The following is a 26,584-nucleotide window of genomic DNA, read 5'->3' as shown; positions in this document are numbered from 1 at the left end:
CCTCAGGCGAACGGCGCTTCGCGATTAAGCACTTTATCAATAATATGCAGTACGCCTTCTTCGTTATTGTGCGGCGCACGATAGCCAGCGACGGCCTTCACCGGCGCGGCGGCGTTGGCCATCGCGTAACCGAATCCGGCATGCTGTAGCATTTCAATATCGTTGCCGCTATCGCCAAACGCCACCACTTCATGGTTCTCGATCCCCCAGCGCTCCTGCAGGATGCGCAGTCCGTTAGCTTTGTGTACCCCAGGAATAATCAGGTCAATGCTGCCGTAGCCGGTAGCGACCGCGGTTACCATATCGCCAAGCGCGGCGTGCAGCTTCGGCTGTATCTCAGGGATCAGCTGGTCCGGGACGTTGAGGCCAAATTTCAGAATCGCATCATCAGCAATATGATTAAAGTCGTCGACCAGTTCGAGGCGATGATAGTACTTTGCCGCGACCGCTTTCAGCTCATCATTATACTGGTTGAGGGTATAAGCGCTGCGCTTACCGCAGGCGATAATTTCAATGTTGGTCAGCGTCTGGAGATGATCGATGACGGTATTGAAATGTTCCTGCGGCATCCGGCAGTTAAATACATCTTCTCCGGCGCTGACCACCCAGCCGCCGTTTTCGGCGACAAAGGCGATCTCGTGCGCTACCTCCGGGAAGAAGGAGATAAGCTGGTAATACTGGTTGCCGCTGGCGACGACGAAGCGGATGCCCTGCTCGCGCATCCGTTGATACTGGGCGAGGAAGCGCTGACGGTTATAGGTTTTGGCATCGCTCAGAAAAGTGCCGTCCATGTCTACCGCAATCATTTTGATGCTCATTAACTGTTCTCCATCACGGGTTCGGATTGTGGCTTCGCTACCGCGCGAGCGACGATGGCCGCGACCAGCACGAGTGCCAGCACCACCATCATGGCGCTGCGCAGGCCGAAGTGTTCGCCGAGAAAGCCCAGCAGCGGCGGCCCGACGAGGAAGGCGAGGTAGCCGGTAATCGCCACCACGCTGACGCGCTTCGGCGCATCGGGGCCGGTGTCGCTGGCGGCAGAAATGGTCAGCGGGAAGCCCAGCGACGCGCCGAGACCCCATAATAGTACGGAGAGACCGGCGACCCACGGGTTATCGACGAAAATAATCAGGCCAATGCCCAGGGCGCCCATTACCGCGCTGGCGCGAACCACCGTCACCCGGCTGTAGCGGTCAATAAACCAGCCGCCGGTAAAGCGGCCAAGGGTCATGCCGAGGGTGAAGCCTGCGTAAATCAGCGAGCCGGAGGTTGGGCTGAAGCCGTGGCCGTCAACCATCAGCAGCGGCAGCCAGTCGTTGGCGGAGCCTTCAGCAAAGGCCATGGCCAGGACGATCGCGCCAATCAGCAGCAGCTGGGCATCGCGCCATATCGGCAGGCCTTTGCCTTCATGGCGCGCCGCTTCCGCCGCATTTTTGCCGGTGCCTTCAGGGATCGCGCGAATGGCGATAGCAATGGGGGCGACGGCCACCAGCGCCGCCAGCAGGATGTGCGGCGCGGCGGGCAGGCCGAAGCCGGTTACCGCCATACCAATCCCGGCGCCGACGAGCGTACCGAAGCTGTAGAAACCATGCATCATCGGCAGGACGGTTTTATTCATCTCACGTTCAACGGCGGCGCCTTCGACGTTAATGGCCACTTCCGCGGAGCCAAAGCTGGCGCCGAAGATGGCTAAGCCGATAGCAAACAGCACCGCTGAGGTAAACCATAGCGCGGCGCTGAGCACCAGCATGCCGACCACCGCGCAGGACATGGTGGCGCGAATCACTTTACGGGTGCCGAATCGATTGACCAGCCACGCTGAGCAGAGGATGCCGCTCATCGAACCTATTGATAGTCCAAATAATACAATCCCCATTTCCGCCGTCGATAGCGCGAGCAGATCGCGAATCGCCGGCGTGCGGGTCGCCCATGAAGCCATGAGTAATCCGGGAATAAAAAAGAACATGAAGAGCGCCCACAGCCTTAGCTGAAGGGCTCTGCGGGAGGTTTGCGCTGTCATCCGTAAATGCCCGAGAGTGAAGAGATGCAGACAACAGTAGCAAGGTTGTGTACATTTGTACATCCAGGCAGGCTGCCGCGGAATGCTTTTTTATTGACCTCTATGATTTGATTCAGCCTGAGGCATATTTGACGCGTACGCCGTGGGATTCAGCATCTGTTTAAATGAAAGAGGAAAAGGGGATGGCCCGTCGACCAAACGACCCGCAGCGGCGGGAGCGGATTTTGCAGGCGACGCTGGACACGATCGCGATACACGGTATCCACGCGGTCACGCACCGGAAAATCGCCACCTGCGCGGGCGTGCCGCTGGGCTCGCTGACCTACTATTTCAGCGGCATTGAGGCGCTGGTCGAAGAGGCGTTCAGCCTGTTTACCGGCCAGATGTCGGCGCAGTATCAGCAGTTTTTTGCCGATGTGCATAGCCGCGAAGAGGCCTGTGACGCCATTGCGGAGCTGATTTTTAGCGCCCAGGTGACCACCGCGCGCAATATGGAGCTGATGTATCAGCTGTATGCTTTTTGCAGCAGCCAGCCGAATTTAAAAGCGGTCATGCAGAACTGGATGCTGCGCAGCCAGCGGACCCTTGAGCAGTGGTTTGAACCGGCCACGGCCCGCGGGCTTGACGCCTTTATCGAGGGGATGACGCTGCACTTCGTGACCGACAGAGCGCCGCTATCGAGAGAAGCGATTCGACTGATGGTAGACCGGCTGGCGGGAGCGTGAGCGGGGCGCAGAAAACAAAAAACCCATCAACCTTGAACCTAAATGGCGGGGTTGATGGGCTCCACAAAATGGGGACATCAAAGAAAAGCAGTGGCACTACTTATGACTGATGCCAGCAAAAAAAGTTCTGCGTATGCGCGTTTTTTTTCTTAAAAAATTCACTGTAGTCCTGGCCAGATGATGACAATCAGCGTACCTGCCAGGGTTAACAATACGTTAGCGATGGCGTAGGTCCCCGCGTATCCCAGCGCAGGAATATTGCTGCGCGCGGTATCGCTGATGATTTCCATCGCCGGCGCGCAGGTACGGGCCCCCATCATGGCGCCGAAGAGCATCGCCCGGTTCATGCGCAGCACGTACGCGCCGAACAGGAAACAGATAACCACCGGCACCAGGCTGACGATAAGGCCCGCCGCCAGCATTTGACCGCCGACGGCGCCGAGGCCGTTATTTATGCCGGCGCCCGCGCTGAGCCCCACGCCTGCCATAAACACCATCAGGCCGAACTCCTTCACCATATTCAGCGCTCCCTGCGGAATGTAGCCAAACGTCGGATGGTTGGCGCGCAGGAAACCGAGCATAATGCCGGCAAACAGCAGACCGGCGGCGTTACCGATGCCGAAGCTGAACGAGCTGAACTGGAAGGTGATCATGCCGATCATCAGGCCAACGATAAAGAAGGCGCAGAAGGCGAGCAGGTCGGTCACCTGGCTGTGGATGGAGATAAAGCCGATACGATCCGCGACGGTTTTAACGCGACGCGCGTCGCCGCTGACCTGCAGCACATCGCCCTTGTTGAGCACCACGTTATCGTCGATAGGCATTTCGATCTGGCTGCGGATAACGCGGTTTAAGAAGCAGCCGTGATCGGTCAGCTTCAGCTGCGCCAGGCGACGGCCGACGGCATTGTGGTTTTTGACCACGATCTCTTCGGTGACGATGCGCATATCGAGCAGATCGCGGTCGAAGACCTCTTTGCCGTTACGGAAGCTTGGGTCGAGGCGGGCATGGGCATCCGGGTAACCCACCAGGGCGATATCATCGCCCATCTGCAGCACCGCATCGCCGTCCGGGTTCGCGAGAATGCCGTTGCGGCGGATGCGCTCAATGTAGCAGCCGGTCTGGCGGTAAATGCCCAGCTCGCGCAGGTTTTTACCATCAGCCCACGCCACCAGCTCCGGACCGACGCGGTAGGCGCGGATCACCGGCAGATAGACCTTGCGCCGGGAGTCGGTATCGAGGCCGCGCTCGCGGGCGATTTGCTGGGCGCTGGTCTGCAAATCCTGATGCTGCAGCTTCGGCATATAGCGGGCGCCGACGATCAGGCTGACCAGGCCAATCAGGTAGGTCAGCGCATAGCCGAGGCTCAGATGATCGAGCGAGAGGGCGAGCTGGTCGCTGGGCATGCCGAAGTGCCGTAGCGTATCCCCGGCGCCCACCAGCACGGGCGTGGAGGTCATGGCGCCGGCGAGCATCCCGGCCGTCAGGCCGATATCCCAGCCGAAGAGCTTACCCAGCCCCATGGCGATCAGCATCGCGCTGCCGACCATCACCAGCGCGAGCATCAGGTAATTTTTGCCGTCGCGAAAAAAAATAGAAAAAAAGTTGGGCCCCGCTTCCACGCCGACGCAGAAAATAAACAGCATAAAGCCGAGATTGAGGGCATCAGTGTTAATACTGAAATGCTGTTGCCCTAATAATAGGGAAACCACTAAAACGCCAATGGAATTACCAAGTTGTACCGACCCGAGACGCAGTTTCCCGAGGCAGAGTCCTAATGCAAGCACAACGAACAATAACAGGATGTAATTCCCGTTTAACAAATCTGCGACGTTTATATTCACGAAAGCCAACTTCTCATTTACTAGTAAGTTGTTGAAGGAAATGGTTATTTGGTCTAAGGTTGGTCCAGTGTTCGCGTTGTCCCGAACGCTATTCTGGCATCCCGTTATAACCAGCAAAATATAGTCGACAGTTTAATCTTTCCTGGAGGCTGCGGCTAGTAACAATCGTGTTTACATTGACGGGATCTTTTATTGGCATGGATTGCCAGAATCTTTATCTGACTGGGCGAAGTGGAAGTTGGTTAGAGGCAAAATCAGGAGGATGTCGTGAAATCTGAGCGTGCTTGGGCCGGTATTATCTGTGGGTTCTTTCTATTTATCGTGGTTTGTTTATCACTACTGTTACATATGAAAGGCGCCTTTCGGGCTACCGGTCACCCTGAGCTCGGGCTGCTGTTCTTTTTGCTCCCCGGTGCGGCGGCAAGCTGCCTCTCTCCCGGGCAGCGGGTGCTGCGTCCGCTTATCGGCGCGATGCTGGCTGCACCTGTCTGTCTGGTGGTTATGCGGCTTTTCTTTGTGACCGAGCGTTCTTTCTGGCAGGAACTGGCGTGGCTGTTTAGCGCGGTGTTCTGGTGCGCGCTGGGCGCGCTGTGCTTTTTGTTTATTTGCGCCTGGCTTGATACCAGACGCAGGCACTCGTCAGAGGAGTGAGCCGTCTCAGGCGAACAGGCCGAGATTCTCTTTCGCCCAGGCTTCAAAGTCAGTGCAGCCGCCAATGTGCTTCTGATCGACAAAAATCTGCGGTACGGTTTCAACCGGTTTACCCACGGTTTTTTCCAGGTCGGCTTTGCTGATGCCTTCTGCGTGAATATCAATATAGCGATAGTTAAAATCATCACGCTCGTTGCTCAGTTTTTCCGCCAGCTCTTTGGCGCGAACGCAATAGGGGCAGCCTGGACGACCAAAAATTACCGTAAACATAGTCCTTCTCCTTAAACCTCAGCCGGATGGCGAATGCCGCGTATCATGCCGCGTTATGTCGAGGAGGGAAAGAAGGTTCTGCCTTTTGCTTCGATGGCTTAAGGCTATGTTTGGTAAATATTCTGCTGATGAAACCGCTATACTCCCCTGATACGCGACCGGTTTTTGCCCGGGGGCGTGCATGATTTTGACCGGAGGAGCGTTATGCGATCGCCCGCTGCATTACCAAAAAGCATTCTGGTAGTCGAGATTATCGGCATGGTGCTGTTGACCCTGGCCTGGCTCTCGCTCAACCAGTACGTCAGCCTGCCCGCGCCGTTTTCCAGCCCAACGGCGGCGCTGCTGATGATCTTCGCGGGGATCCTGCTGATGCTTCCGGCCGCCGTGGCGTTAATGTGGCGAGTGGCGAAAGTGATTGCCCCGCAGTTGACGCAAACGAAAACCCCACCTTCTTCATTGCCTGACAGAGAAAAACGAGATGACGCCGACCATTGAGCTGCTGCGTAGCCACCGTTCTATTCGCCATTTTACCGACGCGCCGATAAGCGACGAACAGCGCGCCGCGATTATTGCCAGCGCGCAGGGCGCTTCCAGCTCCAGTTTTTTACAATGCTCCTCAATTATTCGCGTTACCGACCCGGAAATACGCCAACAGCTGGTCCCGCTGAGCGGCGGCCAGCAGCACGTAGCGCAGGCCGCTGAATTTTGGGTATTCTGCGCTGATTTCAATCGCAATCTGCAAATCTGCCCGGACGCTCAGCTGGGCCTCGCCGAACAGCTGCTGCTGGGCTGCGTCGATACCGCGATTCTGGCGCAGAATGCGCTGGTGGCGGCGGAATCCCTTGGCCTCGGCGGCGTCTATATTGGCGGCCTGCGCAACAATATCGATGCGGTGACCGAGCTGCTGAAGCTCCCGCAGCACGTACTGCCGCTGTTTGGCCTGTGCCTTGGCTGGCCGGACGATAACCCGGAGGTGAAACCGCGCATGCCGTCGGCGATGCTGATGCATGAAAATCACTATCAGCCGGTGGACGACGCGGTGCTTGCGGAATATGACGAGCAGATAGCGCAGTATTATCTCTCTCGCGGCAGCAATACGCGTCGCGATACCTGGAGCGACCATATCCGTCGGACTATTGTTAAAGAGAGCCGTCCGTTTATTCTGCAATATCTGCATAAGCAGGGATGGGCTACGCGCTGATTGCGTGTAAACTGCCCTCGGTCTGACGCAAGGAAATTCCGCAGGTCAGCGCTAATTGACTACCAGAGGCCCGCCAGAGCGGGTCTTTTCGCAGAGGTGCAGGGTGAAAATTGCCATATTATCCCGGGATGGAACGCTTTATTCATGTCGACGCCTGCGCGAAGCCGCGCAAAAACGCGGGCACCAGGTGGAAATCCTCGATCCGCTTTCCTGTTATATGAACGTCAGCCCGGTGGCCTCGTCGATTCACTATAAAGGTCGCCAGCTCCCGCATTTCGACGCCGTGATCCCGCGCATTGGCACGGCGATCACCTACTATGGTACCGCGGCGCTGCGTCAGTTTGAGCTGCTGGGCAGCTATCCGCTGAATGAATCGGTGGCGATTACCCGCGCCCGCGACAAGCTGCGCTCGCTCCAGCTGCTGGCCCGTCAGGGGATCGATCTGCCGCTCACCGGTATTGCCCATTCGCCAGACGATACCAGCGACCTGATTGCCATGGTTGGCGGCGCGCCGCTGGTGGTAAAGCTGGTGGAGGGTACCCAGGGCATCGGCGTCGTGCTGGCCGAAACGCGCCAGGCGGCAGAGAGCGTCATCGACGCTTTTCGCGGCCTGAATGCGCATATTCTGGTGCAGGAGTATATCGCCGAGGCGAAGGGGCGGGACGTGCGTTGCCTCGTGGTGGGTAATGAAGTGGTGGCGGCAATTGAACGGCGGGCGAAGGAGGGGGATTTTCGCTCTAACCTGCATCGCGGCGGCGTGGCGTCGGTGGCGTATATCAGCGAGCAGGAGCGTGAAATGGCCATCAAGGCCGCGCAAACGCTCGGGCTGGACGTGGCCGGCGTTGATATCCTGCGCGCCGCGCGCGGTCCTCTGGTGATGGAGGTCAATGCTTCTCCTGGGCTGGAAGGAATTGAAACCACCACCGGCGTCGATATTGCCGGCAAAATGATCGCCTGGATCGAACGACAAGCCACGCCCGGATTTTGTCTGAAAATGGGCGGATAATTCCCTTTCACGACACCGTCATGGTACAGGACGCTTTTTTTGCGTAAGCTATGGCGTCGCATTTTTCACAGTAAGAGGTCACAGGTCATATGGATTCACTGGTCGTTCCGGGTCTTGATACGTTACGTCAATGGCTCGACGAATTGGGCATCAGCTTTTTTGAGTGTGATTCCTGCCAGGCACTGCACCTGCCGCATATGCAAAATTTCGAAGGCATTTTTGATGCCAAACTTGATCTGGTGGATAACGTGGTGCTTTTCTCCGCGCTGGCAGAGGTGAAACCCTCCGCGCTGCTGCCGCTCTCCGCCGATCTTTCTGCGATTAACGCCAGTTCGTTGACGGTGAAAGCTTTCCTCGATATTCAGGATGATAATCTGCCGAAGCTGGTGGTGTGCCAGGCCTTGACCGTAGGCGTCGGCGTGACGATCGATCAGTTCGCGTGGTTTTTCCGCCAGAGCGAAGAACAGATATCGATGGTCATCCTCGAAGCCAGCGCCAATCAGGTGCTGTATAAGTCTGAGGAAGAAGAGGCGGTGGCTGAGAATATTCAGTACCATTTTCTTCACTAAGCCTGTCGAAAAATAGCGCAGCCACTGCCATAGCGGCTGCGTATTACATGCTTTTATTCTGCTATTAACCTTCCGTAAAAGAATTTTTCACCGCCATTCCGCCGCTTTCGGCTTATCACATAGACCCTTATTGCATAAAAAATTGATAAAAGCCGTTTTTTTACCTGGGCTATAGCCTCTTATTCTGGCTACAGTTATTCTGACGCTGCTTCCAGTTGCGGGCAACCATTCCGGGAGAGGTCCTCTCTCCTTTTCTTAGGCAATGAAAAAATATGCATGATTATTGCATGCGAACAAGTGCGTATATTCAGCCCGCTTGTTAACGGGCATTGAGAAGGAATAAGAGATATGACCGCCTTTGGTAAAAAATGGTTAACAGGTCTGGTTACGGGTGCGCTGATGGCCGTTTCTGCCGGTTCGCTCGCAGCCGAACAAAAAACCCTGCATGTTTATAACTGGTCTGATTATATTGCGCCGGATACGGTGGCGAATTTTGAAAAAGAGACCGGTATTAAAGTGGTGTATGACGTCTTTGACTCCAACGAAGTGCTGGAGGGTAAGCTCATGGCGGGCAGCACCGGTTTTGACCTGGTGGTGCCGTCGGCGAGCTTCCTTGAGCGCCAGCTGGCGGCCGGGGTGTTCCAGCCGCTGGATAAAAGTAAGCTTCCCAACTGGAAAAATCTCGATCCGGAAGTATTGAAGCTGGTCGCGAAGCACGACCCCGACAATAAATACGCGATCCCGTACCTGTGGGCGACAACCGGCATAGGCTATAACATCGATAAAGTGAAAGCCGTGCTGGGCAAAGATGCGCCGCTGGACAGCTGGGATCTGGTGATGAAGCCGGAAAACCTGGAAAAGCTGAAAAGCTGCGGCGTCTCCTTCCTGGATGCCCCGGAAGAGATTTTCGCCACCTTGCTGAACTATCTCGGCAAAGATCCTAACAGTACTAAAGCCGATGACTACACCGGCCCGGCGACCGATCTGCTGCTGAAGCTGCGTCCGAATATTCGCTATTTCCACTCCTCTCAGTACATCAACGACTTGGCGAACGGTGATATCTGCGTCGCTATCGGCTGGGCGGGCGACGTATGGCAGGCGGCTAACCGGGCGAAAGAAGCGAAAAACGGGGTGAATGTTTCCTACTATATTCCGAAAGAGGGCGCGCTGGCGTTCTTCGACGTCTTCGCCATGCCGGCGGATGCGAAAAACAAAGATGAGGCTTATCAGTTCCTGAACTATCTGATGCGTCCGGAGGTTATCGCCCACATCAGCGATCATGTCTATTACGCTAACGGCAACAAAGCCTCTGTTCCGCTGGTCAGCGAAGCGATCCGCAATAACCCGGCCATTTACCCGCCGGCTGACGTCTTCGCCAAGCTGTTCACCCTGAAAGTCCAGGATCCGAAAATCGACCGCGTGCGTACTCGCGCGTGGACGAAGGTGAAAAGCGGTAAGTAATTCTCCGTGAGTTGTAGGCCGGATAAGCGTCGCGCTGCCGGCAACAGGCGCACCGCGATGGTGCGCCTGCACCATGATTTGATTTCTGCCGGAGAACACCCCGTGAATGATGTGATTCCTCGCCCGCAGGCGAAAACCCCCAAAGCGCTGACCCCGCTGCTGGAAATCCGTAATTTAACCAAGTCCTTCGATGGCCAGCACGCCGTCGATGACGTCAATCTCACCATTTATAAAGGCGAAATTTTTGCCCTGCTGGGCGCATCCGGCTGCGGCAAGTCAACCCTGCTGCGCATGCTGGCGGGATTTGAACAGCCTACCGCCGGACAGATTGTCCTGGATGGCGTCGATCTGGCGCGGGTGCCGCCGTATCAGCGGCCGATTAATATGATGTTCCAGTCCTACGCGCTGTTTCCCCATATGACGGTGGAGCAGAATATCGCCTTTGGCCTCAAGCAGGACAAATTGCCCAAGGCCGAAATCACCAGCCGGGTGCAGGAGATGCTGGCGCTGGTGCATATGCAGGAGTTCGCAAAGCGTAAACCGCATCAGCTCTCCGGCGGCCAGCGTCAGCGCGTGGCCCTGGCCCGCAGCCTGGCGAAAAGACCGAAACTGCTGCTGCTTGATGAGCCAATGGGGGCGCTGGATAAGAAGCTGCGCGACAGGATGCAGCTGGAAGTGGTCGATATCCTTGAGCGCGTCGGCGTTACCTGCGTGATGGTGACCCACGATCAGGAAGAGGCGATGACCATGGCGGGGCGTATCGCCATTATGAACCGCGGTAAGTTCGTGCAAATCGGCGAGCCGGAGGAAATCTACGAGCACCCGACCACCCGCTACAGCGCGGAGTTTATCGGCTCGGTCAACGTCTTTGAAGGGCTGGTGAAAGAGCGTCAGGAAGATGGCCTGGTGCTGGACTCTCCGGGCCTGACCCATCCGCTGAAGGTCGATCCCGATGCCTCAGTCGTCGATAACGTGCCGGTGTGGGTGGCCCTGCGCCCGGAAAAAATCATGCTCTGCGAAGACCCGCCCGCGGATGGCTATAACTTCGCGGTGGGCGAGGTTATCTATATTGCCTATCTCGGCGACCTGTCTATCTACCATGTGCGCCTGAAAAGCGGGCAGATGCTGAGCGCTCAGCTGCAAAACGAACACCGTTACCGTAAAGGGGCTCCCACCTGGGGTGATGAGGTGCGTTTGTGCTGGGATGCCGATAGCTGCGTCGTGTTGACGGTGTAAGGAGAGGGCGATGAGTACATTAGAACCCCCGTCAGGCGTAAAAAAACCTGGCGGTTTTGCGCTGTGGCTGGCGCGGCTGCAGATGGCCCACGGGCGCAAGCTGGTCATTGCGCTGCCCTACGTGTGGCTGATCCTGCTGTTTCTGCTGCCGTTCCTGATCGTCTTTAAAATCAGCCTTGCGGAGATGGCGCGGGCGATCCCACCCTATACCGACCTGCTGGAGTGGGCCGACGGTCAGCTTACGTTAACGCTGAATCTCGGGAATTTCCTGCAGCTCACCGACGATCCGCTCTATTTTGAAGCGTATCTGCAATCGCTTCAGGTGGCGGCGATCTCGACGTTCTGCTGCCTGCTGTTGGGGTATCCGCTGGCGTGGGCGGTGGCGCACAGTAAGCCATCGACGCGAAATATCCTGCTGCTGCTGGTGATCCTACCCTCATGGACCTCCTTCCTGATCCGCGTTTATGCCTGGATGGGGCTGCTGAAAAGCAACGGCGTGCTGAACAACTTCCTGCTGTGGCTGGGGGTCATCGACCAGCCGCTGGAGATCCTGCACACCAACCTGGCGGTCTATATCGGTATTGTTTACGCCTATCTGCCGTTTATGGTGCTGCCGATCTATACCGCCCTCACGCGTATCGATTACTCGCTGGTAGAGGCGTCGCTGGATCTGGGGGCCCGGCCGCTGAAGACCTTCTTCCAGGTGATCGTTCCCCTCACCAAAGGCGGGATTATTGCCGGGTCGATGCTGGTGTTTATTCCGGCAGTCGGGGAGTTCGTTATCCCGGAACTGCTGGGCGGGCCAGACAGCATTATGATTGGCCGCGTGCTGTGGCAGGAGTTTTTCAATAACCGCGACTGGCCGGTGGCGTCTGCGGTGGCGATCGTGATGCTGTTGCTGCTGATCGTACCGATCATGTGGTTCCACAAGCATCAGCAAAAACAGGTGGGGGAACACGGATGAATAATTTACCGGTAGTCCGTTCGCCGTGGCGAATTTTGATTCTGCTGCTCGGCTTTACCTTTCTGTATGCCCCGATGCTGATGCTGGTGATTTACTCATTCAACAGCTCAAAGCTGGTGACGGTATGGGCGGGGTGGTCGACGCGCTGGTATCGCGAGCTGTTTCATGACGATGCGATGATGAGCGCGGTAGGCTTAAGTCTGACCATTGCCGCCTGCGCCGCGACGGCGGCGGTGATCCTCGGTACCATTGCCGCAGTGGTGATGGTGCGTTTTGGCCGCTTCCGCGGTTCAAACGGCTTTGCTTTTATGATCACCGCGCCGCTGGTGATGCCCGATGTGATTACCGGCCTGTCGCTGCTGCTGCTGTTTGTCGCGCTGGGGCATTCAATTGGCTGGCCGTCGGATCGCGGCATGCTGACCATCTGGCTGGCGCACGTCACCTTCTGTACCGCGTACGTCGCGGTGGTCATTTCATCGCGCCTGCGTGAGCTGGACCACTCTATTGAAGAGGCGGCGATGGATCTGGGCGCCGCGCCGCTGAAGGTCTTTTTCGTCATTACGCTGCCGATGATTATGCCGGCGGTGGTCTCCGGTTGGCTGCTGGCCTTTACGTTGTCGCTCGACGACCTGGTTATTGCCAGCTTTGTTTCCGGGCCGGGGGCGACGACGCTGCCGATGCTGGTCTTCTCCAGCGTGCGCATGGGGGTCAACCCGGAGATTAACGCCCTGGCGACGTTAATCCTCGGCGTGGTCGGGATTGTTGGTTTTATCGCCTGGTATTTGATGGCCCGCGCGGAAAAGCAGCGGGTGCGCGATATCCAGCGTGCAAGAAGCGGCTGAACCACCTAAAATCTGCAATAGAGTTAACATCGGCGCCGCATTTGTGGCGCCGTTTTCATGGAAGACTTTACGTTGGGATTGTTTACTAAAACGCGTTCGTCTCATGCTCGTCTTAACGTTCCTGCGCTGGTGCAGGTGGCGGCCTTCGCCATTATTTTAATCCGCGGCCTGGATTTGCTGATGATCCTCAACCAGCTTGGCGTTCAGGGAATCGCGGATTTTGTCCATCGCAGCGTGCAGACCTGGGCGCTTACCCTGGTGTTTCTCTCAAGTCTGGTGCTGGTATTTATTGAAATCTGGTGCGCGTTTTCGCTGGTAAAAGGGCGCAACTGGGCGCGTTGGCTGTTCTTGTTGACGCAGATTATCGTCATTGGCTACCTGTGGGCCGCTTCATTGGGCTACGGTTATCCCGAGCTGTTTAGTATTGCCGGGGAATCGAAGCGCGAAATCTTTCGCTCCCTGGTGCTGCAAAAACTACCGGATCTGCTGGTGCTGGCGATGCTGTTTGTGCCGGCCCCGTGCCGACGCTTTTTCCGTTTACAGTAACGGTGATACAATCCCCGCCCCTGTTTTTTTGAAGGTCTTGTTATGCATTGCGCACTTTATGACGCGGGTCGCTGCCGCTCCTGCCAGTGGCTGGAACTGCCGGTATCCCAACAGCTCGCCAATAAAATGGCCGATCTGCGCGCGCTTCTCGCCGATGCGCCTGTCGCTGACTGGTGCGCACCGATTTGCGGGCCGGAAAGCGGGTTTCGCAACAAAGCGAAAATGGTGGTCAGCGGTAGCGTGGAGCGCCCGCTGCTCGGGATGCTGCACCGTGATGGCGCCCCGGAAGACCTGACCGACTGCCCGCTTTATCCGCAAAGCTTCGCGCCCGTCTTCGCTGCGCTCAAGCCGTTTATCGCCCGCGCCGGGCTCACGCCCTATAACGTTGCCCGCAGGCGCGGAGAGCTGAAGTACATTCTGCTGACCGAAAGCCGGCTCGACGGCGGTATGATGCTGCGCTTTGTCCTGCGCTCGGAGAGCAAGCTTGCCCAGCTGCGCGCCGCGCTGCCGGAGCTTCAGGCGCTGCTGCCGCAGCTGCAGGTGATTACCGCCAATATTCAGCCGGTGCATATGGCCATCATGGAAGGAGAGCGGGAAATTTTCCTCACCGACCAGCAGGCGCTGGCGGAAAATTTCAACGGCGTGCCGCTGTGGATCCGCCCGCAAAGCTTCTTTCAGACCAACCCGGCGGTGGCCAGCCGCCTGTATGCCACCGCTCGCGACTGGGTGCGCCAGCTGCCGGTCAACCACATGTGGGATCTCTTCTGCGGGGTGGGCGGCTTTGGTCTGCACAGCGCAACGCCTGAGATGCGCCTGACCGGGATTGAAATTGCCCCGGAGGCGATCGCCTGCGCGAAGCAGTCCGCGGCGCAGCTCGGGCTGAATAATCTGCATTTTCAGGCGCTCGATTCCACGCAGTTTGCGACCGGCGAAGGCGATATTCCCGATCTGGTGCTGGTGAATCCGCCGCGTCGCGGTATCGGCGACGGCCTGTGCGACTATTTAAACCGTATGGCGCCAGGCTTTATTATCTACTCCAGCTGCAACGCCCGGACGATGGCGAAAGATATCGCTCGCCTGGCCGGTTATCGCATTGAGCGCGTCCAGCTGTTCGATATGTTCCCCCATACCGCCCACTATGAGGTGCTGACCCTGCTGGTTCGCGAAGTATAAACAAAATGTGAACTCTTCAGGCGGTGAAGATCGGGTAAGCTTGGCTAATCAGAACGTAAGAATAGCGGAGTGCTGCCGGTGGCAAAAAAAATCCTGTTGGTTGAAGATGATGAAGATATCGCCGCGCTGCTGCGCCTGAATCTGCTGGATGAGGGCTATCAGATTGTCCACGTGGCGGACGGAGCCCAGGCCCTGCGCCTGCTGGAAAAAGAGCTTTGGGATGCGGTGATCCTCGACCTGATGCTGCCGGGCGTAGACGGTCTGGAAATTTGTCGGCGCATTCGTCAGCAAACCCGCTATCTGCCGGTGATTATTATCAGCGCTCGCGCCAGCGAAACCCAGCGGGTACAGGGGCTGGAGATGGGAGCGGATGATTATCTGGCCAAACCGTTTTCGATTCTCGAACTGACCGCCAGAGTCAAAGCGGTGTTCCGTCGTCAGGAGGCGATGGGGCAGAATCTGCTAATGGATGCCGGCCGTATCGCCAGCCATGGTTTAAGCATTGACCCCTTGTCGCGCGACGTTAAGCTGCGCGGCGAGACGGTGGATCTGACGCCGCGCGAGTTCGACCTGCTCTACTACTTTGCCCGCCATCCGGGGGAGGTCTTTTCCCGCCTTGAGCTGCTTGATCGGGTGTGGGGCTATCAGCACGACGGCTATGAGCATACGGTCAATACCCATATCAACCGCCTGCGCACCAAAATTGAGCGCGACCCGGCGGAGCCGGACATCATTCTGACCGTCTGGGGAAAAGGCTATAAATTTGCCGTGGAACGCAAAGAGGCGCAGCCATGATCCGCCGTCTCAGCCTCAGCCAGCGCCTGGCTCTGGTGTTTACCTCACTGCTGCTGCTCTGTGCCATAGCCGTTTGTCTGATCCAGCTGTACAGCAGCGCGCAGTACGGCAACGTCATGGTCCAGCGTCTCTCCGCCGGGCTGGCGCAGCAGATCGCCGCCCGCGAGCCGCTGTTGGACGCTCAGGGGCAGGTTGATCGCCGGATGCTGAAGCCGCTTTTTGATCGGCTGATGACCTTCAATCCTAGCGTGGAGCTGTATCTGCTTTCGCCCGACGGCGAGCTGCTGGCCGACGCCGCGCCGCCGGGGCATATTAAGCGCCAGCGCATCGATCTGGCGCCGGTGCAAACGTTTCTTTCCGGCGGCGCCTGGCCGGTGTACGGCGACGATCCGCGCAGCCTTGATAAGCAAAAGGTGTTTAGCGTGGCGCCGCTGCGCCAGGACGGCCAGCTGCGCGGCTATCTCTACATTATCCTGCAGGGTGAAACCTTTAATGAACTGGCGGCGAGCGCGTGGCAGAAAACCTTGTGGAGCCTGTTGCTGTGGACTCTGCTGCTGGTGGCCGGTCTCGGCGGGCTGGCGGGCTGGCTTGCCTGGTTCTGGGTAACGCGCCCGGTGCGTCAGCTCACCGCGCTGGTGGCAACCGACAGCCAGGACAGTATTCATGCGATAAAGGCGCTGGCGGCGCAAACTCCGGAGGCGAACCCGGGGAATGAAGTGGCCGTGCTGCATAATCGCTTTATTGAACTGGCTCATCAGATTGCCGGGCAGTGGGACCGTCTGGCCGACAGCGATCGCCAGCGGCGAGAATTTGTCGCCAATATCTCCCACGATTTACGCACGCCGCTCACCTCTTTGCTGGGATATCTGGAAACGTTAAGCCTGAAGGCCGATCGCCTGACGATGGAGGAGAACAAGCAGTATCTGAATATCGCCCTGCGCCAGGGGAACAAGGTCCGCCATCTTTCTCAGCAGCTGTTTGAGCTGGCTCGCCTGGAGCACGGAGGGATTAAGCCGCAGCCGGAAACCTTTGTGCTGGCTGAGCTGGTGCAGGATGTCGCGCAAAAATTCGACCTGGCAATCGCGACGCGCAATATCGGTCTACGGCTGGATCTGGCCGCCGGGCTACCGCCGATAACGGCGGATCTCTCGATGATTGAACGGGTGCTGACTAATCTGCTCGATAACGCCATTCGCCATACGCCGGAAGGTGGGCTTATCCGCCTGACGGCGCGTCGCTCAGGGCCGGAGTTTATCGTCGAGGTGGCCGATAGCGGACCGGGCGTTGCCGGTGAGCTGCGGGCTACCTTGTTCGAACGGCCTTCGGTGCTTGAACCTGGCGCGCAAAGCGCATCACGAGGAGGGCTGGGGTTGATGATTGTGCGGCGGATGCTGCAGCTGCACGGCGGCGATATTCGCCTGCTTGAAGCGCCGGCAGGGGCCTGTTTCCAGTTTACCCTGCCGGTGTAAGGTGGCGGATTGGCCGATCGGGCGGTCTATCGCCGCCTGCTAAACGGTAGCCCGGGTAAGGCGTTTACGCCGCAACCCGGGAAATGCGCCGGGATTGAGGCTTTGGTGCGGCTTCGTCCCGGGCCGCGCTGCGCTTGCCCGGGCTACGGGGCCACGACTGTCTGCGGGCCGGTGCCCGGGTAAGGCGTTTACGCCGCAACCCGGGAAATGCGCCGGGATTGAGGCTTTGGTGCGGCTTCGTCCCGGGCCGCGCTGCGCTTGCCCGGGCTACGGGGCCACGGCTGTCTGCGGGCCGGTAGCCCGGGTAAGGCGTTTACGCCGCAACCCGGGGAATGCGCCGGGGTTGAGGCTTTGGTGTGGCTTCGTCCCGGGCCGCTCTGCGCTTGCCCGGGCTACGGGGCCACGGCTGTCTGCGGGCCGGTAGCCCGGACAGGCGCATCAAGCGCCGCCTCCGGGAATGTTTACTCCGGGAACCACTGCTTGCTGATTTTCTCGTAGGTGCCGTCGGCTTTAATCGCCTTCAGCGCGGCGTTCAGTTTTTCCAGCAGCGCTTTGTTATCCGGGCGTACCGCAATGCCGAGGCCGGTACCGAAGTACTGCGCGTCGGTGACTTTCGGCGTTGCCGCGCCCAGCTGCGGGTTGGTTTTTAGCCACTCGTTGACCACGGCGGTATCGCCAAACACCCCATCAATACGGCCATTTTTCAGGTCGATAAACGCATTCTGGTAGCTATCGTAAGCCACGGTTTTCACTTCCGGATGTTTATCCTGCAGGTATTTCTGGTGCGTGGTGCCGTTTTCCATCCCGATACGTTTGCCTTTCAGATCGGCGAAAGAGTGGAAGGCATCTTTCTTCGAGATAACCAGCGCGGAGTTAGCGTAGTACGGGTCGGTAAACGCCACCTGCTTGCTGCGCTCCGGGGTAATGTCCATGCCGGAGATGACCGCATCATATTTCTTGAATTTGAGCGCCGGGATCAGGCTGTCGAAGGCATGGTTGGTAAACGTACACTCAGCCTGCATCTGCTTACACAGCGCGTTTGCCAGATCGATGTCGAAACCGGCGATCTGGTTATTGGCGTCCATCGATTCAAACGGTGGGTAAGTTGCAGAAACGCCAAAGCTGATTTTTTCTGCGGCAGCGGCGCCAAAGGCGAAAGTGCTAAGCAGTGCGGCCAGAACTAACTTTTTCATTGTGGAACTCCCGTCGGTCAATCTTATGATGTTGTGCCGTGTCTGCGGCTGGGAGTAACAATGCCACTAAATGAATTTATATTCAATAATCATGGATATCTATTTTAATTAAGATAAAAAAAGACGGATAATTCAGTGAACTTATCCGTCTTGATTTGGCTGTTTATGCGTTTTTAATTACGTCGCTCAAAGGCCAGCGCTTTATGTTCCACCAGGCGCATCAGCAGCGTCAGCAGGCCATTGACCACCAGATAGACAATGCCGGCGGCGCCGAACACCATCACATCATAGGTACGTCCATAGAGCAGCTGGCTGTGGCCCATCACTTCCATCAGGGTAATGGTGTAGGCCAGAGACGTACTCTTGAACACCAGCACCACTTCGTTGGAGTAGGAGGAGAGGGCGCGTTTAAAGGCGTACGGCAGCAGGATCGCCAGCGTATCTTTCTTACTCATTCCCAGCGCGCCGCAGGATTGCCACTGGCCATCCGGGATGGCGCGAATGGCGCCATAAAACAGCTGCGTGGTATAAGCGGCGCTGTTGAGAGAAAGGGCGATCAGCGCGCAGAGCCAGGGCTCGGAAATCAGATGCCAGAGTACCGGATACTCCTGCAGCGACGGGAACTGTCCCGGGCCGTAGTAAATCAGGAAGATCTGCACCAGCAGCGGCGTGCCGGTAAACAGCGTGATATAGCCGCGCACGATCCACACCAGCCCCGGCGTTTTTAGCGTCAGAATGATGGTGAAGATCAGCGACAGAATCAGCGCCACGACGATAGAGGCTGCGGTCAGCGTCAGGCTGGTATGCAGCCCTTTTAGCAGTTCGGGTAAGTAATCAAGCATCAGCCTGGTCTCCGTTCGAAGCGCGTCGCACGCTGGTCAATACGTTTCAGAATGTACTGACTCAACAGGGTGATGACCAGATAGATTGCCGCCGCGATGATATACCAGTTAAACGGCTCCTGGGTTCGGGTGGCGATGCTTTTAGTTTGCAGCATCAGATCGTTGACGCTGATCAGGCTCACCAGCGCGGTATCCTTCAGCAGCACCAGCCACTGGTTGCCGAGTCCCGGCAGCGCGTGGCGCCACATTTGCGGCATCACTAAGCGAAAGAAAATAGCGGCTTTCGATAATCCCAGCGCCTGACCGGATTCCCATTGCCCCTGCGGAACGGCTTTAAGCGCTCCGCGCAGGGTCTGCGATGCGTAAGCGGCATACAGCAGAGAAAGCGCGATAGCCCCGCAGAGGAACGGACTGACGTCGAAGTTTTCAATCTGCATCTGTACCGGGATCTGCACAATGCCGAGATTGATCGTAAAACCGTCAGAAAGGGTCAGCAGCAGCTGTGAGGAACCAAAATAGATAAACAGAACCACCAGAATTTCCGGTAGTCCGCGCAAAAGGGTGACAATGCCGGTTGCGAGCCAGGCGACCGGACGCAGCTTTACCGACTCGAGGACGGCAAAGAGCATCGCCAGCACCAGGCCGATGATCAGGGCGCAAACGGCAAGGCCGACGGTCATCCCGGCGGCGCTTGCTAATGGAAAAAATTCGTTCATTCAGCGTTACTTCTGGAACCATTTGTTATAGATAGACTGGTAAGTCCCATCGCTTTTCACTTTTTCCAGCGCAGCGTTAAATTTCTGCTGCAGTTCGGTATTGCCCTGGCGCAGCGCAATGCCGAGACCGGTGCCGAAGTAGTCTTTATCGGTCACCTTGTCGCCCACCGCGGCCAGCTTCGGATTGCTCTTCAGCCATTCGGTCACCACGGCGGTATCGCCGAATACGGCATCAATACGGCCGTTCTGCAGGTCCAGCTTCGCATTCTGGTAGCTGTCGTAAGGAACGGTCGTGATTTCCGGGTGTTTGTCGGTGATGAATTTCTGGTGAGTGGTGCCGTTCTGCACGCCGACTTTTTTGCCTTTCAGGGCGTCAATGCTGGTGAATTTACCCTGCTGGCCGACGAACAGCGCGGAGTTTTCATAGTACGGGGTGGTGAACAGCACCTGTTTTTCACGCTCAGGGGTGATGTCCATCCCGGCCATGACCGCGTCGAAACGGCGGAACTTCAGGCTGGGGATCAGGCTGTCGAAAGCCTGGTTGGTAAAGGTGCAGGTGGCATCAATCTCTTTACACAGCGCGTTCGCCAGATCGACATCAAAGCCGACAATTTTGTTATTGGCGTCGATCGATTCAAACGGAGGGTAGGAGGCCTCGGTGGCGAAACGAATGGTCTGGGCTGCGGTAGCGGAGAGGCTCATGCCCGCAAGAAGAGCGGCAATCAGTACTTTTTTCATCGTCATTTCCCCGAAAACATCAATGTGAAAGATAGTTTTTAAACGCGTCGGTCTGCGGATGCGCGAAGCAGCCGGCATCACCTTGTTCAACGATATGGCCATTTTCCATATAGACCACGCGGCTGGCTGTTTTGCGCGCCACTTCCACTTCGTGGGTGACGATAACCTGCGTAATACCGGTTTCAGCCAGTTCGCGGATAATACTGACGATCTGGGCGGTGATTTCTGGATCGAGCGCCGCCGTGGGTTCATCGAACAGCAGAACCTGCGGTTCCATCATCAGGGCACGGGCAATAGCGACGCGCTGCTGCTGGCCGCCGGAAAGATGCAGCGGGTAGCGATCGCTATAGGGTTTCAGGCGCAGACGTTCGAGCAGCTTTTCAGCGCGGGCGAGAGCCTGATCTTTGCTCAAACCGAGCACGCGGCAGGGAGCTTCAATCAGATTTTGCTGCACGGTCAGATGCGGCCACAGATTGTACTGTTGGAACACCATACCCACGTTCTGGCGCAGCTCGCGAATGGCTTTGTCAGAAGGCGCTTTGGTAAAGTCGAAATGATTTCCGGCGATATGCAGCGTACCGGAACGCGGCATCTCCAGCAGATTAAGGACGCGCAGCAGCGAGCTTTTACCGGCACCGCTTGGGCCGAGCAGCACCAGCGTTTCCCCCTGCGGGCAATCCAGCGTGATGTCGAACAGCGCCTGGTGTGCGCCGTAGAAGCAATTAATGCCGTTTAATTTTATGCTCATCTGGGCAGTCTGATACATATAGCAATTGAGGCCGCAAATAGTACCTTTGGCAGAATAGTTATGCAATATTTATGCGTTAAAAGTTAAATGTAAACCATGTTTACATTTAAAGTTAGCACAAAATATGGCTTCGTGAAGGCGGGAGACGTCAATGTCGGCATTACCAGCGGAAACGCCGACATTTTACCGGGGTTATTTCATTCGGCCCGAGCGACCCAACGCCTGAATTAGCGTTTTTCCAGACTCTGACGCAGGGTGCCCGCCGGCGCATGGGCGTTGTTGCCGAGGTAGCGCACGTCATCCACGGCCCAGCACTGGCCTTCCTGAATCATCAGCACTTCGTCTTTCCAGCTTTGGGTGCCCTGTTTCAGCTCCACGCGCAGGGGAATATTGCGCGCGTCGCGATTAGGGATGGTGGAGGCGCTGGCGACATCGGCGCTGTCGGCTGGCGTTGTGCTACTGGAGAAAAGATTTGACTGCAGCAGGGCGTTGTTAGACGGGTCCCGACGCGCGTCGTTCAGCAGTTTTGCCAGACCGTCGCTCAGGTATGGGCGCAGCGCGGTTAAATCGCTGTTGCGGTGCTGTACCTGGTAGTCATAAAACTTCTGCGCTACGTCATCCGGGCCGCCTTCGACGCAGGGGCCGCTGCGGGTGCCGTTATCTTTGTACGCAGGCGTGACGGTAGTACAGGCGCTGAGCGCCAGCGCGCAGGGGAGGACTAATGCAAGAACTTTGTAGCGCATGATGATTTCCTTATGAGCTCACTACGTTAGAATATCTTTTCAAGCATAGTGTATCAGATAGGGATTGTGCTTGACCCTTAGAGCTAACGCATTGAACGCTAAAGAAGGAGTTTCATCATGCAATTTTCCACCACTCCGACCCTCGAAGGTCAGCCCATCATTGAATACTGCGGCGTCGTCACGGGGGAAGCGATTCTGGGCGCCAACGTATTCCGCGATTTTTTCGCCAGCATCCGCGATATCGTCGGCGGTCGTTCCGGCGCCTATGAAAAGGAGCTGCGTAAGGCCCGTGAAATTGCGTTTGAAGAGCTGAGCGAGCAGGCGAAGGCGCTGGGCGCCAATGCGGTGGTCGGGATTGATATTGACTACGAAACCGTAGGTAAAGATAGCAGCATGCTGATGGTCAGCGTTAGCGGCACCGCGGTGAAGACTCGCCGATGAGAGCTTGCCGGGCAGGCGTACTGCTGGCGCTGCTGCTGGCGGGCTGCGCCAGCGAAAAAGGTATTATCGATCGCGATGGCTATCAGCTGGATACGCGCCATCCGGCGCAGGCGGCTTATCCGCGCATCAAAGTGCTGGTGATTCACTACACCGCCGATGATTTCGACGTTTCGCTGGCGACGCTGACGGATAACCAGGTGAGCTCTCACTACCTGATCCCGGAGAAACCGCCGCTGCACGGAGGCAAACCGCGGATCTGGCAGCTGGTGCCGGAAGAGGAACTGGCCTGGCATGCGGGCGTCAGCTTCTGGCGCGGCAGCACGCGCATTAACGACACTTCGATTGGCATCGAGCTGGAGAACCGCGGCTGGCAAAAAACGGCGGGGGTGAAAAGCTTTACGCCGTTTAATCCGGCGCAGATTGACGCCCTGATCCCGCTGGCGAAAGATATTATCGCCCGCTACCACATCGCGCCGCAGAACGTGGTCGCCCATGCGGATATCGCGCCGCAGCGCAAAGACGATCCGGGGCCGCTGTTCCCGTGGCGCAGGCTGGCCGAGCAGGGGATTGGCGCATGGCCTGATGCCCGGCGCGTGGCGTTTTATCTGCAGGGCCGTCCGTCATACGAGCCGGTAGACGCCGCAGCGCTGCTGGACGTCCTGGCGCGCTACGGCTATCAGGTGACGCCGGAAATGACGCCAGCGCAGCAGAAGCGGGTCATTATGGCTTTCCAGATGCACTTCCGTCCCGCGCGCTGGGACGGGGTTGCCGATGCGCAAACCCTGGCGATAGCCGAAGCGCTGCTGGAAAAGTACGGGCGGGGTTAATAGTGCAGCTTGCCGTGGTCCTTCAACCACGCGGCGGTGCGGAGAATCCCTTCATCCATCGTGATGACCGGCTGATAGCCTAGCTCCTGCTGGGCGCGGGAGATATCAAGAGTAAAATCAAAGTTCAGCTTAGAGACGCCGTAGTGGGTAAATGCGGGCTCTTTCGCTGACTTATTGCCAAAGCGCTCCATGCTGCGGGCGATGATATCCAGCATGGGATAGGGAACCGAACGGATGCGGCACTTAATCCCCAGCTCGTCGATGAGTTTCTGCACAATGCTGTGCAGGGTTTGCGGTTCGCCGTTAGTAATGTTGTACGCGCGGGCCGAGGGCAGAAGGTCACTCTGCGGCTGGCTGGCGAGCCACATCGCGTGTACCGCGTTTTCATAGTAGGTCATATCCACCAGCGCGCTGCCGCCGCGCGGCAACAGGACGCTGCCGTAGTGCTGCATCATCTGCGCCAGGCGCGGGATAAACACTTTATCATGCGGGCCAAACAGGCTTTGCGGGCGCAGGATCGTAAAACGGGTATTTGGGTTGGCCTGCGCCAGCAGATTGATCACATCTTCGCTTGCCGCCTTGCTGCGGGCGAATTCGTTGGCGAAACGCTGCGGGCGGAAATCCTCCGCAACATCGCGATGATGGTGATAATCAAAATAGAGCGACGGCGAAGAGATATGCACGAAGTTGCGCACGCCCCAGGCAACCGCCCACTCGCCGAGACGCCGGGTCGCGCGCACGTTAGCTAAATCGAAGGCCTGCTGGGTGCCCCACGGCGAGGTAAAGCTGGAACAGTGCCACAGGGTATCGATACCGGCGAGCATCACTTTGGCCTGCGAAGAGACCAGCTCGGTTAAGTCCGCAGGGACGAACTCTGCGCCCATTTTGCTCAGAAGCTTGCCCATCGCTTCGTTGCGCCCGGTCGCTCTGACGCTAATGCCCCTGTTACGCAGATATTCCACCGCGTTGCGGCCCAATCCGCTGGTCGCACCGGTAACCAGTACCTTCATATCGATCCACTGTTTAACAAAAGAATTTCGTGCGCATTTTTCCGTGATTCTGACTACGATGCAATGAGAATCATGAAAGAATTCTGCACCTATACTCTATTTGATGGTGATTTGCTCCGCCAGGTGGGCGATGCGTCGCGCCATACCGCGAAAAATAAACAGATGCGCCGGGATCATCAACAGCCAGTAGAAAAGCCCCGGCATACCGTGCGGGTGCCACCAGGCGCGCACGTCCAGTTCGCGATGATCGCCTTTATCGCGCAGGGTAAAGCTCAGGCGGCCAAGGCCGGGCGCTTTCATGCCGAATAACAGCGTCAGCTGCTTTTCCGGCTCGACGATAATCACCTTCCAGCTGTCCACCGCATCGCCGGTCTGCAGATATTCATTTTCCGGGCGACCTTTTGCCAGCCGGTGACCGACCAGCAGATCCATCGCCCCGCGCGTTTTCCACAGCACGTTGCCGAAGAAATAGCCCTCTTTACCGCCAATTTGGTTGACTACCTTCCACAGCGCGGCAAGGCTTGCGGAAGTGTTAACGGTACAGCCTGCCTGTTTCGGGTAGTAGCCGTACTCTGGCCGCCATCGGGCGAAGGCCTGCGCATCGTAGCCCCAGTCGCTGGAGTTCACCAGTTGCTCCTCTTCTTTAAGCGTAAGGCGCACCGCTTCATCAAACGCGATAAGCGGTTGAGGAATTAAGGCCCGCAGGGTCCGATCGTCGGCGATCAGATCGTGCTTTAGCCCCTGGATCAGCGCTTTGGCCGTGGTTGGCGGCACTGAGGTAATGACGTTGAGAAACCACACCGAAATCCAGCGGGTCGGGAAAGGGATGGGGATCAGCGGGCGGCGTTTGCCGCTGACCGCCATAAAGCGGATGAACTGCTGCTGATAGCTCAAAATTTCCGGTCCGGCGGCTTCAAACACCCGATGCTCCCGGGCCGGATGATTAAGCAGCTGCAGCAGATAGTAGAGTAAATTTTCCAGCGCAATCGGCGTGGTGCGCGAGCGCACCCAGCGCGGCGGCGTCAGCACAGGCAGGTTGTAGACCATATCGCGCATCACTTCGAAGGCGGCGGAACCGGCGCCGACGATAATGCCGGCGCGAACTTCCGCTACCGGAACGCCTGATTCGCGCAGCAGATCGCCGGTGATCTGGCGGGCGCGCAGATGATCGGATTGCTCCTGCTTCGCCACCTGTAAGGAACTGAGAAAGATGACTTCGTTCACCGGCGACTTGCGCAGCGCGTCGCGAACGTTGAGGGCGACCCGCCGCTCGTGGCGGATAAAGTCGCCGCCTTCGCCCATCCCGTGCACCAGATAGTAAACGGTATCAGCCTGCGCCAGCAGGGCGGGTAGCGCGTCCGGCTGGTTTAAATCGAGCGAATAGCACTCGACGCCGGGGAGCTGCTGTTTTTTAAGCCTGTCGATCTGGCGTGCCGCCGCCAGCACGGTGAAGCCCTGCTCGCTGAGCCTTTTCACCAGATGCTGGCCGATATAACCGCTGGCGCCAAGCACCAGAATTCGCTGCGACACGCCGGACCCCTTAACGGTTTAAAAATGCCTGCCAGTGGCTAACCACCTCGGTGAGCTGCTGGCGGTTAACGTCAATATGCGTCACCAGGCGCACGATGGGCGAGGCGTTGATCAGCACCCCGCGTTCGCGCAGATACTCGCCCAGCGCGGCGGCGCGCGCTTCACCGACGCGAACAAACAGCATATTGGTATCATGACGCGTCACCTCGGCGCCGGCGGCGCGCAGCTGCTCCGCCATCCACGCGGCGTTGTCGTGATCCTCTTTTAAGCGCGCGACGTTGTTCTGCAGGGCATACAGGCCCGCGGCCGCCAGAATCCCGGCCTGACGCATCCCGCCACCGACCATTTTCCGCCAGCGGATAGCGCGGTGAATGTACTCTTCGCTCCCCACCAGCAGTGAGCCTACCGGCGCGCCGAGTCCTTTAGACAGGCAGATGGTGAAGGAGTCGCAGTAGCGGGCGATCTCGCGCAGCGCGCAGCCGTATTCCACGACGGCGTTAAAAATACGCGCCCCGTCAACGTGCAGCCCCAGGCCGCGCTGGCGCGTAAACTCCCAGGCATCTTTGAGATATTCACGCGGCAGCACTTTGCCGTTATGGGTGTTTTCCAGCGACAGCAGCCGGGTAGGGGCGAAATGGATATCGTCCGGTTTGATTTTGGCCGCGACTTTATCCAGCGGCAGGGAACCGTCCGCTGCGGCATCGATTGGCTGCGGCTGGATGCTGCCAAGCACCGCCGCGCCGCCGGCTTCGTAGAGATAGTTATGCGCGCCCTGGCCGACGATATACTCTTCGCCGCGCTGGCAGTGGCTGAGCAGGGCGACCAGGTTGGCCTGGGTGCCGCTAGGCAGGAAGATAGCGGCCTCTTTGCCCGCCAGGTTGGCGGCAAAGCGCTGGAGTTCGTTAACGGTCGGGTCATCGCCATACACGTCATCCCCGACCGGGGCGGCCATCATGGCTTCCAGCATGGCGCGGCCCGGACGGGTAACGGTATCGCTGCGTAAATCTATCATGTCATATCCTTA

29 protein-coding genes are annotated in these 26,584 nt (G+C 57.7%); 16 read left to right on the top strand and 13 right to left on the bottom strand.

Features of this window, described 5'->3' with window-relative positions:
• Positions 1–2: 2 nt before the first annotated feature.
• Positions 3–818: a Cof-type HAD-IIB family hydrolase gene (locus F8562_RS27555; protein WP_014837935.1), complete on the bottom strand. Its 816-nt coding sequence runs from the start codon at positions 816–818 to the stop codon at positions 3–5.
• Positions 818–2,020: an MFS transporter gene (locus F8562_RS27550; protein WP_014228591.1), complete on the bottom strand. Its 1,203-nt coding sequence runs from the start codon at positions 2,018–2,020 to the stop codon at positions 818–820. Before F8562_RS27550 ends, F8562_RS27555 begins: the two co-directional genes overlap by 1 nt.
• A gap of 182 nt (positions 2,021–2,202) precedes the next feature.
• Here F8562_RS27550 and F8562_RS27545 point away from each other — a divergent pair, with 182 nt between their 5' ends.
• On the top strand, positions 2,203–2,745 hold the full coding sequence (locus F8562_RS27545) for a TetR/AcrR family transcriptional regulator (protein WP_014228592.1): 543 nt from the start codon (positions 2,203–2,205) through the stop codon (positions 2,743–2,745).
• 158 nt (positions 2,746–2,903) lie between these two features.
• Here F8562_RS27545 and F8562_RS27540 read toward each other — a convergent pair whose 3' ends face one another.
• Positions 2,904–4,589 carry an aspartate:alanine antiporter gene (locus F8562_RS27540; RefSeq protein ID WP_004849356.1) on the bottom strand — a complete coding sequence of 562 codons (1,686 nt, stop codon included), beginning with the start codon at positions 4,587–4,589 and terminating at the stop codon, positions 2,904–2,906.
• A 267-nt stretch (positions 4,590–4,856) separates the two neighbouring features.
• On the opposite strand from F8562_RS27540, the gene ybjM reads away from it, so the two are divergent.
• Positions 4,857–5,240, top strand: a complete 384-nt coding sequence (ybjM, locus tag F8562_RS27535; protein ID WP_004849358.1) for an inner membrane protein YbjM — start codon at positions 4,857–4,859, stop codon at positions 5,238–5,240.
• Between the two features lie 6 nt (positions 5,241–5,246).
• Here ybjM and F8562_RS27530 read toward each other — a convergent pair whose 3' ends face one another.
• Positions 5,247–5,510, bottom strand: coding sequence for a GrxA family glutaredoxin (locus F8562_RS27530; RefSeq protein ID WP_004100567.1), 264 nt, complete (start codon positions 5,508–5,510; stop codon positions 5,247–5,249).
• Positions 5,511–5,714: 204 nt separating this feature from the next.
• Between F8562_RS27530 and F8562_RS27525 the strand changes: the two genes are divergently transcribed.
• From F8562_RS27525 to F8562_RS27470, 12 genes are all read left to right on the top strand, one after another.
• Positions 5,715–6,005 (top strand): YbjC family protein, encoded by a 291-nt coding sequence (locus F8562_RS27525; protein ID WP_009653259.1) that lies wholly within the window; start codon positions 5,715–5,717, stop codon positions 6,003–6,005.
• Positions 5,989–6,711 (top strand): nitroreductase NfsA, encoded by a 723-nt coding sequence (nfsA, locus tag F8562_RS27520; protein ID WP_014228599.1) that lies wholly within the window; start codon positions 5,989–5,991, stop codon positions 6,709–6,711. Before F8562_RS27525 ends, nfsA begins: the two co-directional genes overlap by 17 nt.
• A gap of 103 nt (positions 6,712–6,814) precedes the next feature.
• Positions 6,815–7,717: a 30S ribosomal protein S6--L-glutamate ligase gene (rimK, locus tag F8562_RS27515; protein ID WP_009653278.1), complete on the top strand. Its 903-nt coding sequence runs from the start codon at positions 6,815–6,817 to the stop codon at positions 7,715–7,717.
• An 89-nt stretch (positions 7,718–7,806) separates the two neighbouring features.
• Positions 7,807–8,286, top strand: coding sequence for a YbjN domain-containing protein (locus F8562_RS27510; protein WP_014837937.1), 480 nt, complete (start codon positions 7,807–7,809; stop codon positions 8,284–8,286).
• 348 nt (positions 8,287–8,634) lie between these two features.
• Entirely contained in the window at positions 8,635–9,747 is a 1,113-nt protein-coding gene (gene potF, locus F8562_RS27505; RefSeq protein ID WP_014837938.1) for a spermidine/putrescine ABC transporter substrate-binding protein PotF, read from the top strand.
• A gap of 102 nt (positions 9,748–9,849) precedes the next feature.
• The gene (gene potG, locus F8562_RS27500) at positions 9,850–10,983 is read left to right on the top strand and encodes a putrescine ABC transporter ATP-binding subunit PotG (RefSeq protein ID WP_004134592.1); all 1,134 of its coding nucleotides are present in this window, start codon (positions 9,850–9,852) and stop codon (positions 10,981–10,983) included.
• 10 nt (positions 10,984–10,993) lie between these two features.
• Positions 10,994–11,947, top strand: coding sequence for a putrescine ABC transporter permease PotH (gene potH / locus F8562_RS27495; protein WP_014228601.1), 954 nt, complete (start codon positions 10,994–10,996; stop codon positions 11,945–11,947).
• Complete coding sequence (gene potI / locus F8562_RS27490) at positions 11,944–12,789, top strand: putrescine ABC transporter permease PotI (RefSeq protein ID WP_004130847.1); 846 nt, start codon at positions 11,944–11,946, stop codon at positions 12,787–12,789. The genes potH and potI overlap by 4 nt, the downstream gene beginning before the upstream one ends.
• A gap of 57 nt (positions 12,790–12,846) precedes the next feature.
• Positions 12,847–13,335 (top strand): YbjO family protein, encoded by a 489-nt coding sequence (locus tag F8562_RS27485; RefSeq protein WP_004100588.1) that lies wholly within the window; start codon positions 12,847–12,849, stop codon positions 13,333–13,335.
• A 42-nt stretch (positions 13,336–13,377) separates the two neighbouring features.
• Positions 13,378–14,508, top strand: coding sequence for a 23S rRNA (uracil(747)-C(5))-methyltransferase RlmC (gene rlmC, locus F8562_RS27480; RefSeq protein WP_014837939.1), 1,131 nt, complete (start codon positions 13,378–13,380; stop codon positions 14,506–14,508).
• Between the two features lie 78 nt (positions 14,509–14,586).
• Positions 14,587–15,303, top strand: coding sequence for a response regulator transcription factor (locus tag F8562_RS27475; protein ID WP_004849381.1), 717 nt, complete (start codon positions 14,587–14,589; stop codon positions 15,301–15,303).
• On the top strand, positions 15,300–16,772 hold the full coding sequence (locus F8562_RS27470) for an ATP-binding protein (protein WP_014837940.1): 1,473 nt from the start codon (positions 15,300–15,302) through the stop codon (positions 16,770–16,772). The genes F8562_RS27475 and F8562_RS27470 overlap by 4 nt, the downstream gene beginning before the upstream one ends.
• Positions 16,773–17,233: 461 nt before the next feature.
• Here the strand turns inward: F8562_RS27470 and artJ are convergent, their stop codons facing one another.
• From artJ to F8562_RS27440, 6 genes are all read right to left on the bottom strand, one after another.
• Positions 17,234–17,965: an arginine ABC transporter substrate-binding protein ArtJ gene (artJ, locus tag F8562_RS27465; protein WP_014228605.1), complete on the bottom strand. Its 732-nt coding sequence runs from the start codon at positions 17,963–17,965 to the stop codon at positions 17,234–17,236.
• Positions 17,966–18,138: 173 nt separating this feature from the next.
• On the bottom strand, positions 18,139–18,807 hold the full coding sequence (gene artM, locus F8562_RS27460; protein ID WP_014228606.1) for an arginine ABC transporter permease ArtM: 669 nt from the start codon (positions 18,805–18,807) through the stop codon (positions 18,139–18,141).
• Positions 18,807–19,523 carry an arginine ABC transporter permease ArtQ gene (gene artQ / locus F8562_RS27455; RefSeq protein WP_004100599.1) on the bottom strand — a complete coding sequence of 239 codons (717 nt, stop codon included), beginning with the start codon at positions 19,521–19,523 and terminating at the stop codon, positions 18,807–18,809. The genes artM and artQ overlap by 1 nt, the downstream gene beginning before the upstream one ends.
• 6 nt (positions 19,524–19,529) lie before the next feature.
• Positions 19,530–20,261, bottom strand: coding sequence for an arginine ABC transporter substrate-binding protein ArtI (gene artI / locus F8562_RS27450; RefSeq protein WP_004130868.1), 732 nt, complete (start codon positions 20,259–20,261; stop codon positions 19,530–19,532).
• Between the two features lie 19 nt (positions 20,262–20,280).
• On the bottom strand, positions 20,281–21,009 hold the full coding sequence (artP, locus tag F8562_RS27445) for an arginine ABC transporter ATP-binding protein ArtP (protein WP_004111834.1): 729 nt from the start codon (positions 21,007–21,009) through the stop codon (positions 20,281–20,283).
• A 227-nt stretch (positions 21,010–21,236) separates the two neighbouring features.
• Complete coding sequence (locus F8562_RS27440; protein ID WP_014837942.1) at positions 21,237–21,752, bottom strand: lipoprotein; 516 nt, start codon at positions 21,750–21,752, stop codon at positions 21,237–21,239.
• A gap of 117 nt (positions 21,753–21,869) precedes the next feature.
• Between F8562_RS27440 and F8562_RS27435 the strand changes: the two genes are divergently transcribed.
• Positions 21,870–22,193 carry a heavy metal-binding domain-containing protein gene (locus F8562_RS27435; RefSeq protein WP_004100606.1) on the top strand — a complete coding sequence of 108 codons (324 nt, stop codon included), beginning with the start codon at positions 21,870–21,872 and terminating at the stop codon, positions 22,191–22,193.
• Positions 22,190–23,020: an N-acetylmuramoyl-L-alanine amidase gene (locus tag F8562_RS27430; RefSeq protein WP_014837943.1), complete on the top strand. Its 831-nt coding sequence runs from the start codon at positions 22,190–22,192 to the stop codon at positions 23,018–23,020. Before F8562_RS27435 ends, F8562_RS27430 begins: the two co-directional genes overlap by 4 nt.
• Here F8562_RS27430 and F8562_RS27425 read toward each other — a convergent pair.
• The 3 genes from F8562_RS27425 to ltaE all read right to left on the bottom strand — a co-directional run bounded on the left by F8562_RS27425 (position 23,017) and on the right by ltaE (position 26,572).
• Entirely contained in the window at positions 23,017–24,030 is a 1,014-nt protein-coding gene (locus tag F8562_RS27425; protein WP_009653274.1) for an NAD-dependent epimerase/dehydratase family protein, read from the bottom strand. The genes F8562_RS27430 and F8562_RS27425 overlap by 4 nt on opposite strands.
• Before the next feature lie 96 nt (positions 24,031–24,126).
• Positions 24,127–25,560 carry a DUF2867 domain-containing protein gene (locus tag F8562_RS27420; protein ID WP_014837944.1) on the bottom strand — a complete coding sequence of 478 codons (1,434 nt, stop codon included), beginning with the start codon at positions 25,558–25,560 and terminating at the stop codon, positions 24,127–24,129.
• A gap of 10 nt (positions 25,561–25,570) precedes the next feature.
• Positions 25,571–26,572 carry a low-specificity L-threonine aldolase gene (gene ltaE / locus F8562_RS27415; protein WP_014228611.1) on the bottom strand — a complete coding sequence of 334 codons (1,002 nt, stop codon included), beginning with the start codon at positions 26,570–26,572 and terminating at the stop codon, positions 25,571–25,573.
• Between the last annotated feature and the right edge of the window lie 12 nt (positions 26,573–26,584).

It is taken from the genome of Klebsiella sp. RCJ4 (genome assembly GCF_009025755.1).
Lineage (GTDB): Bacteria > Pseudomonadota > Gammaproteobacteria > Enterobacterales > Enterobacteriaceae > Klebsiella > Klebsiella michiganensis.
The sequence above is the reverse complement of the archived record's forward strand: the minus strand, read 5'-3'. Positions and strand labels throughout refer to the sequence as shown.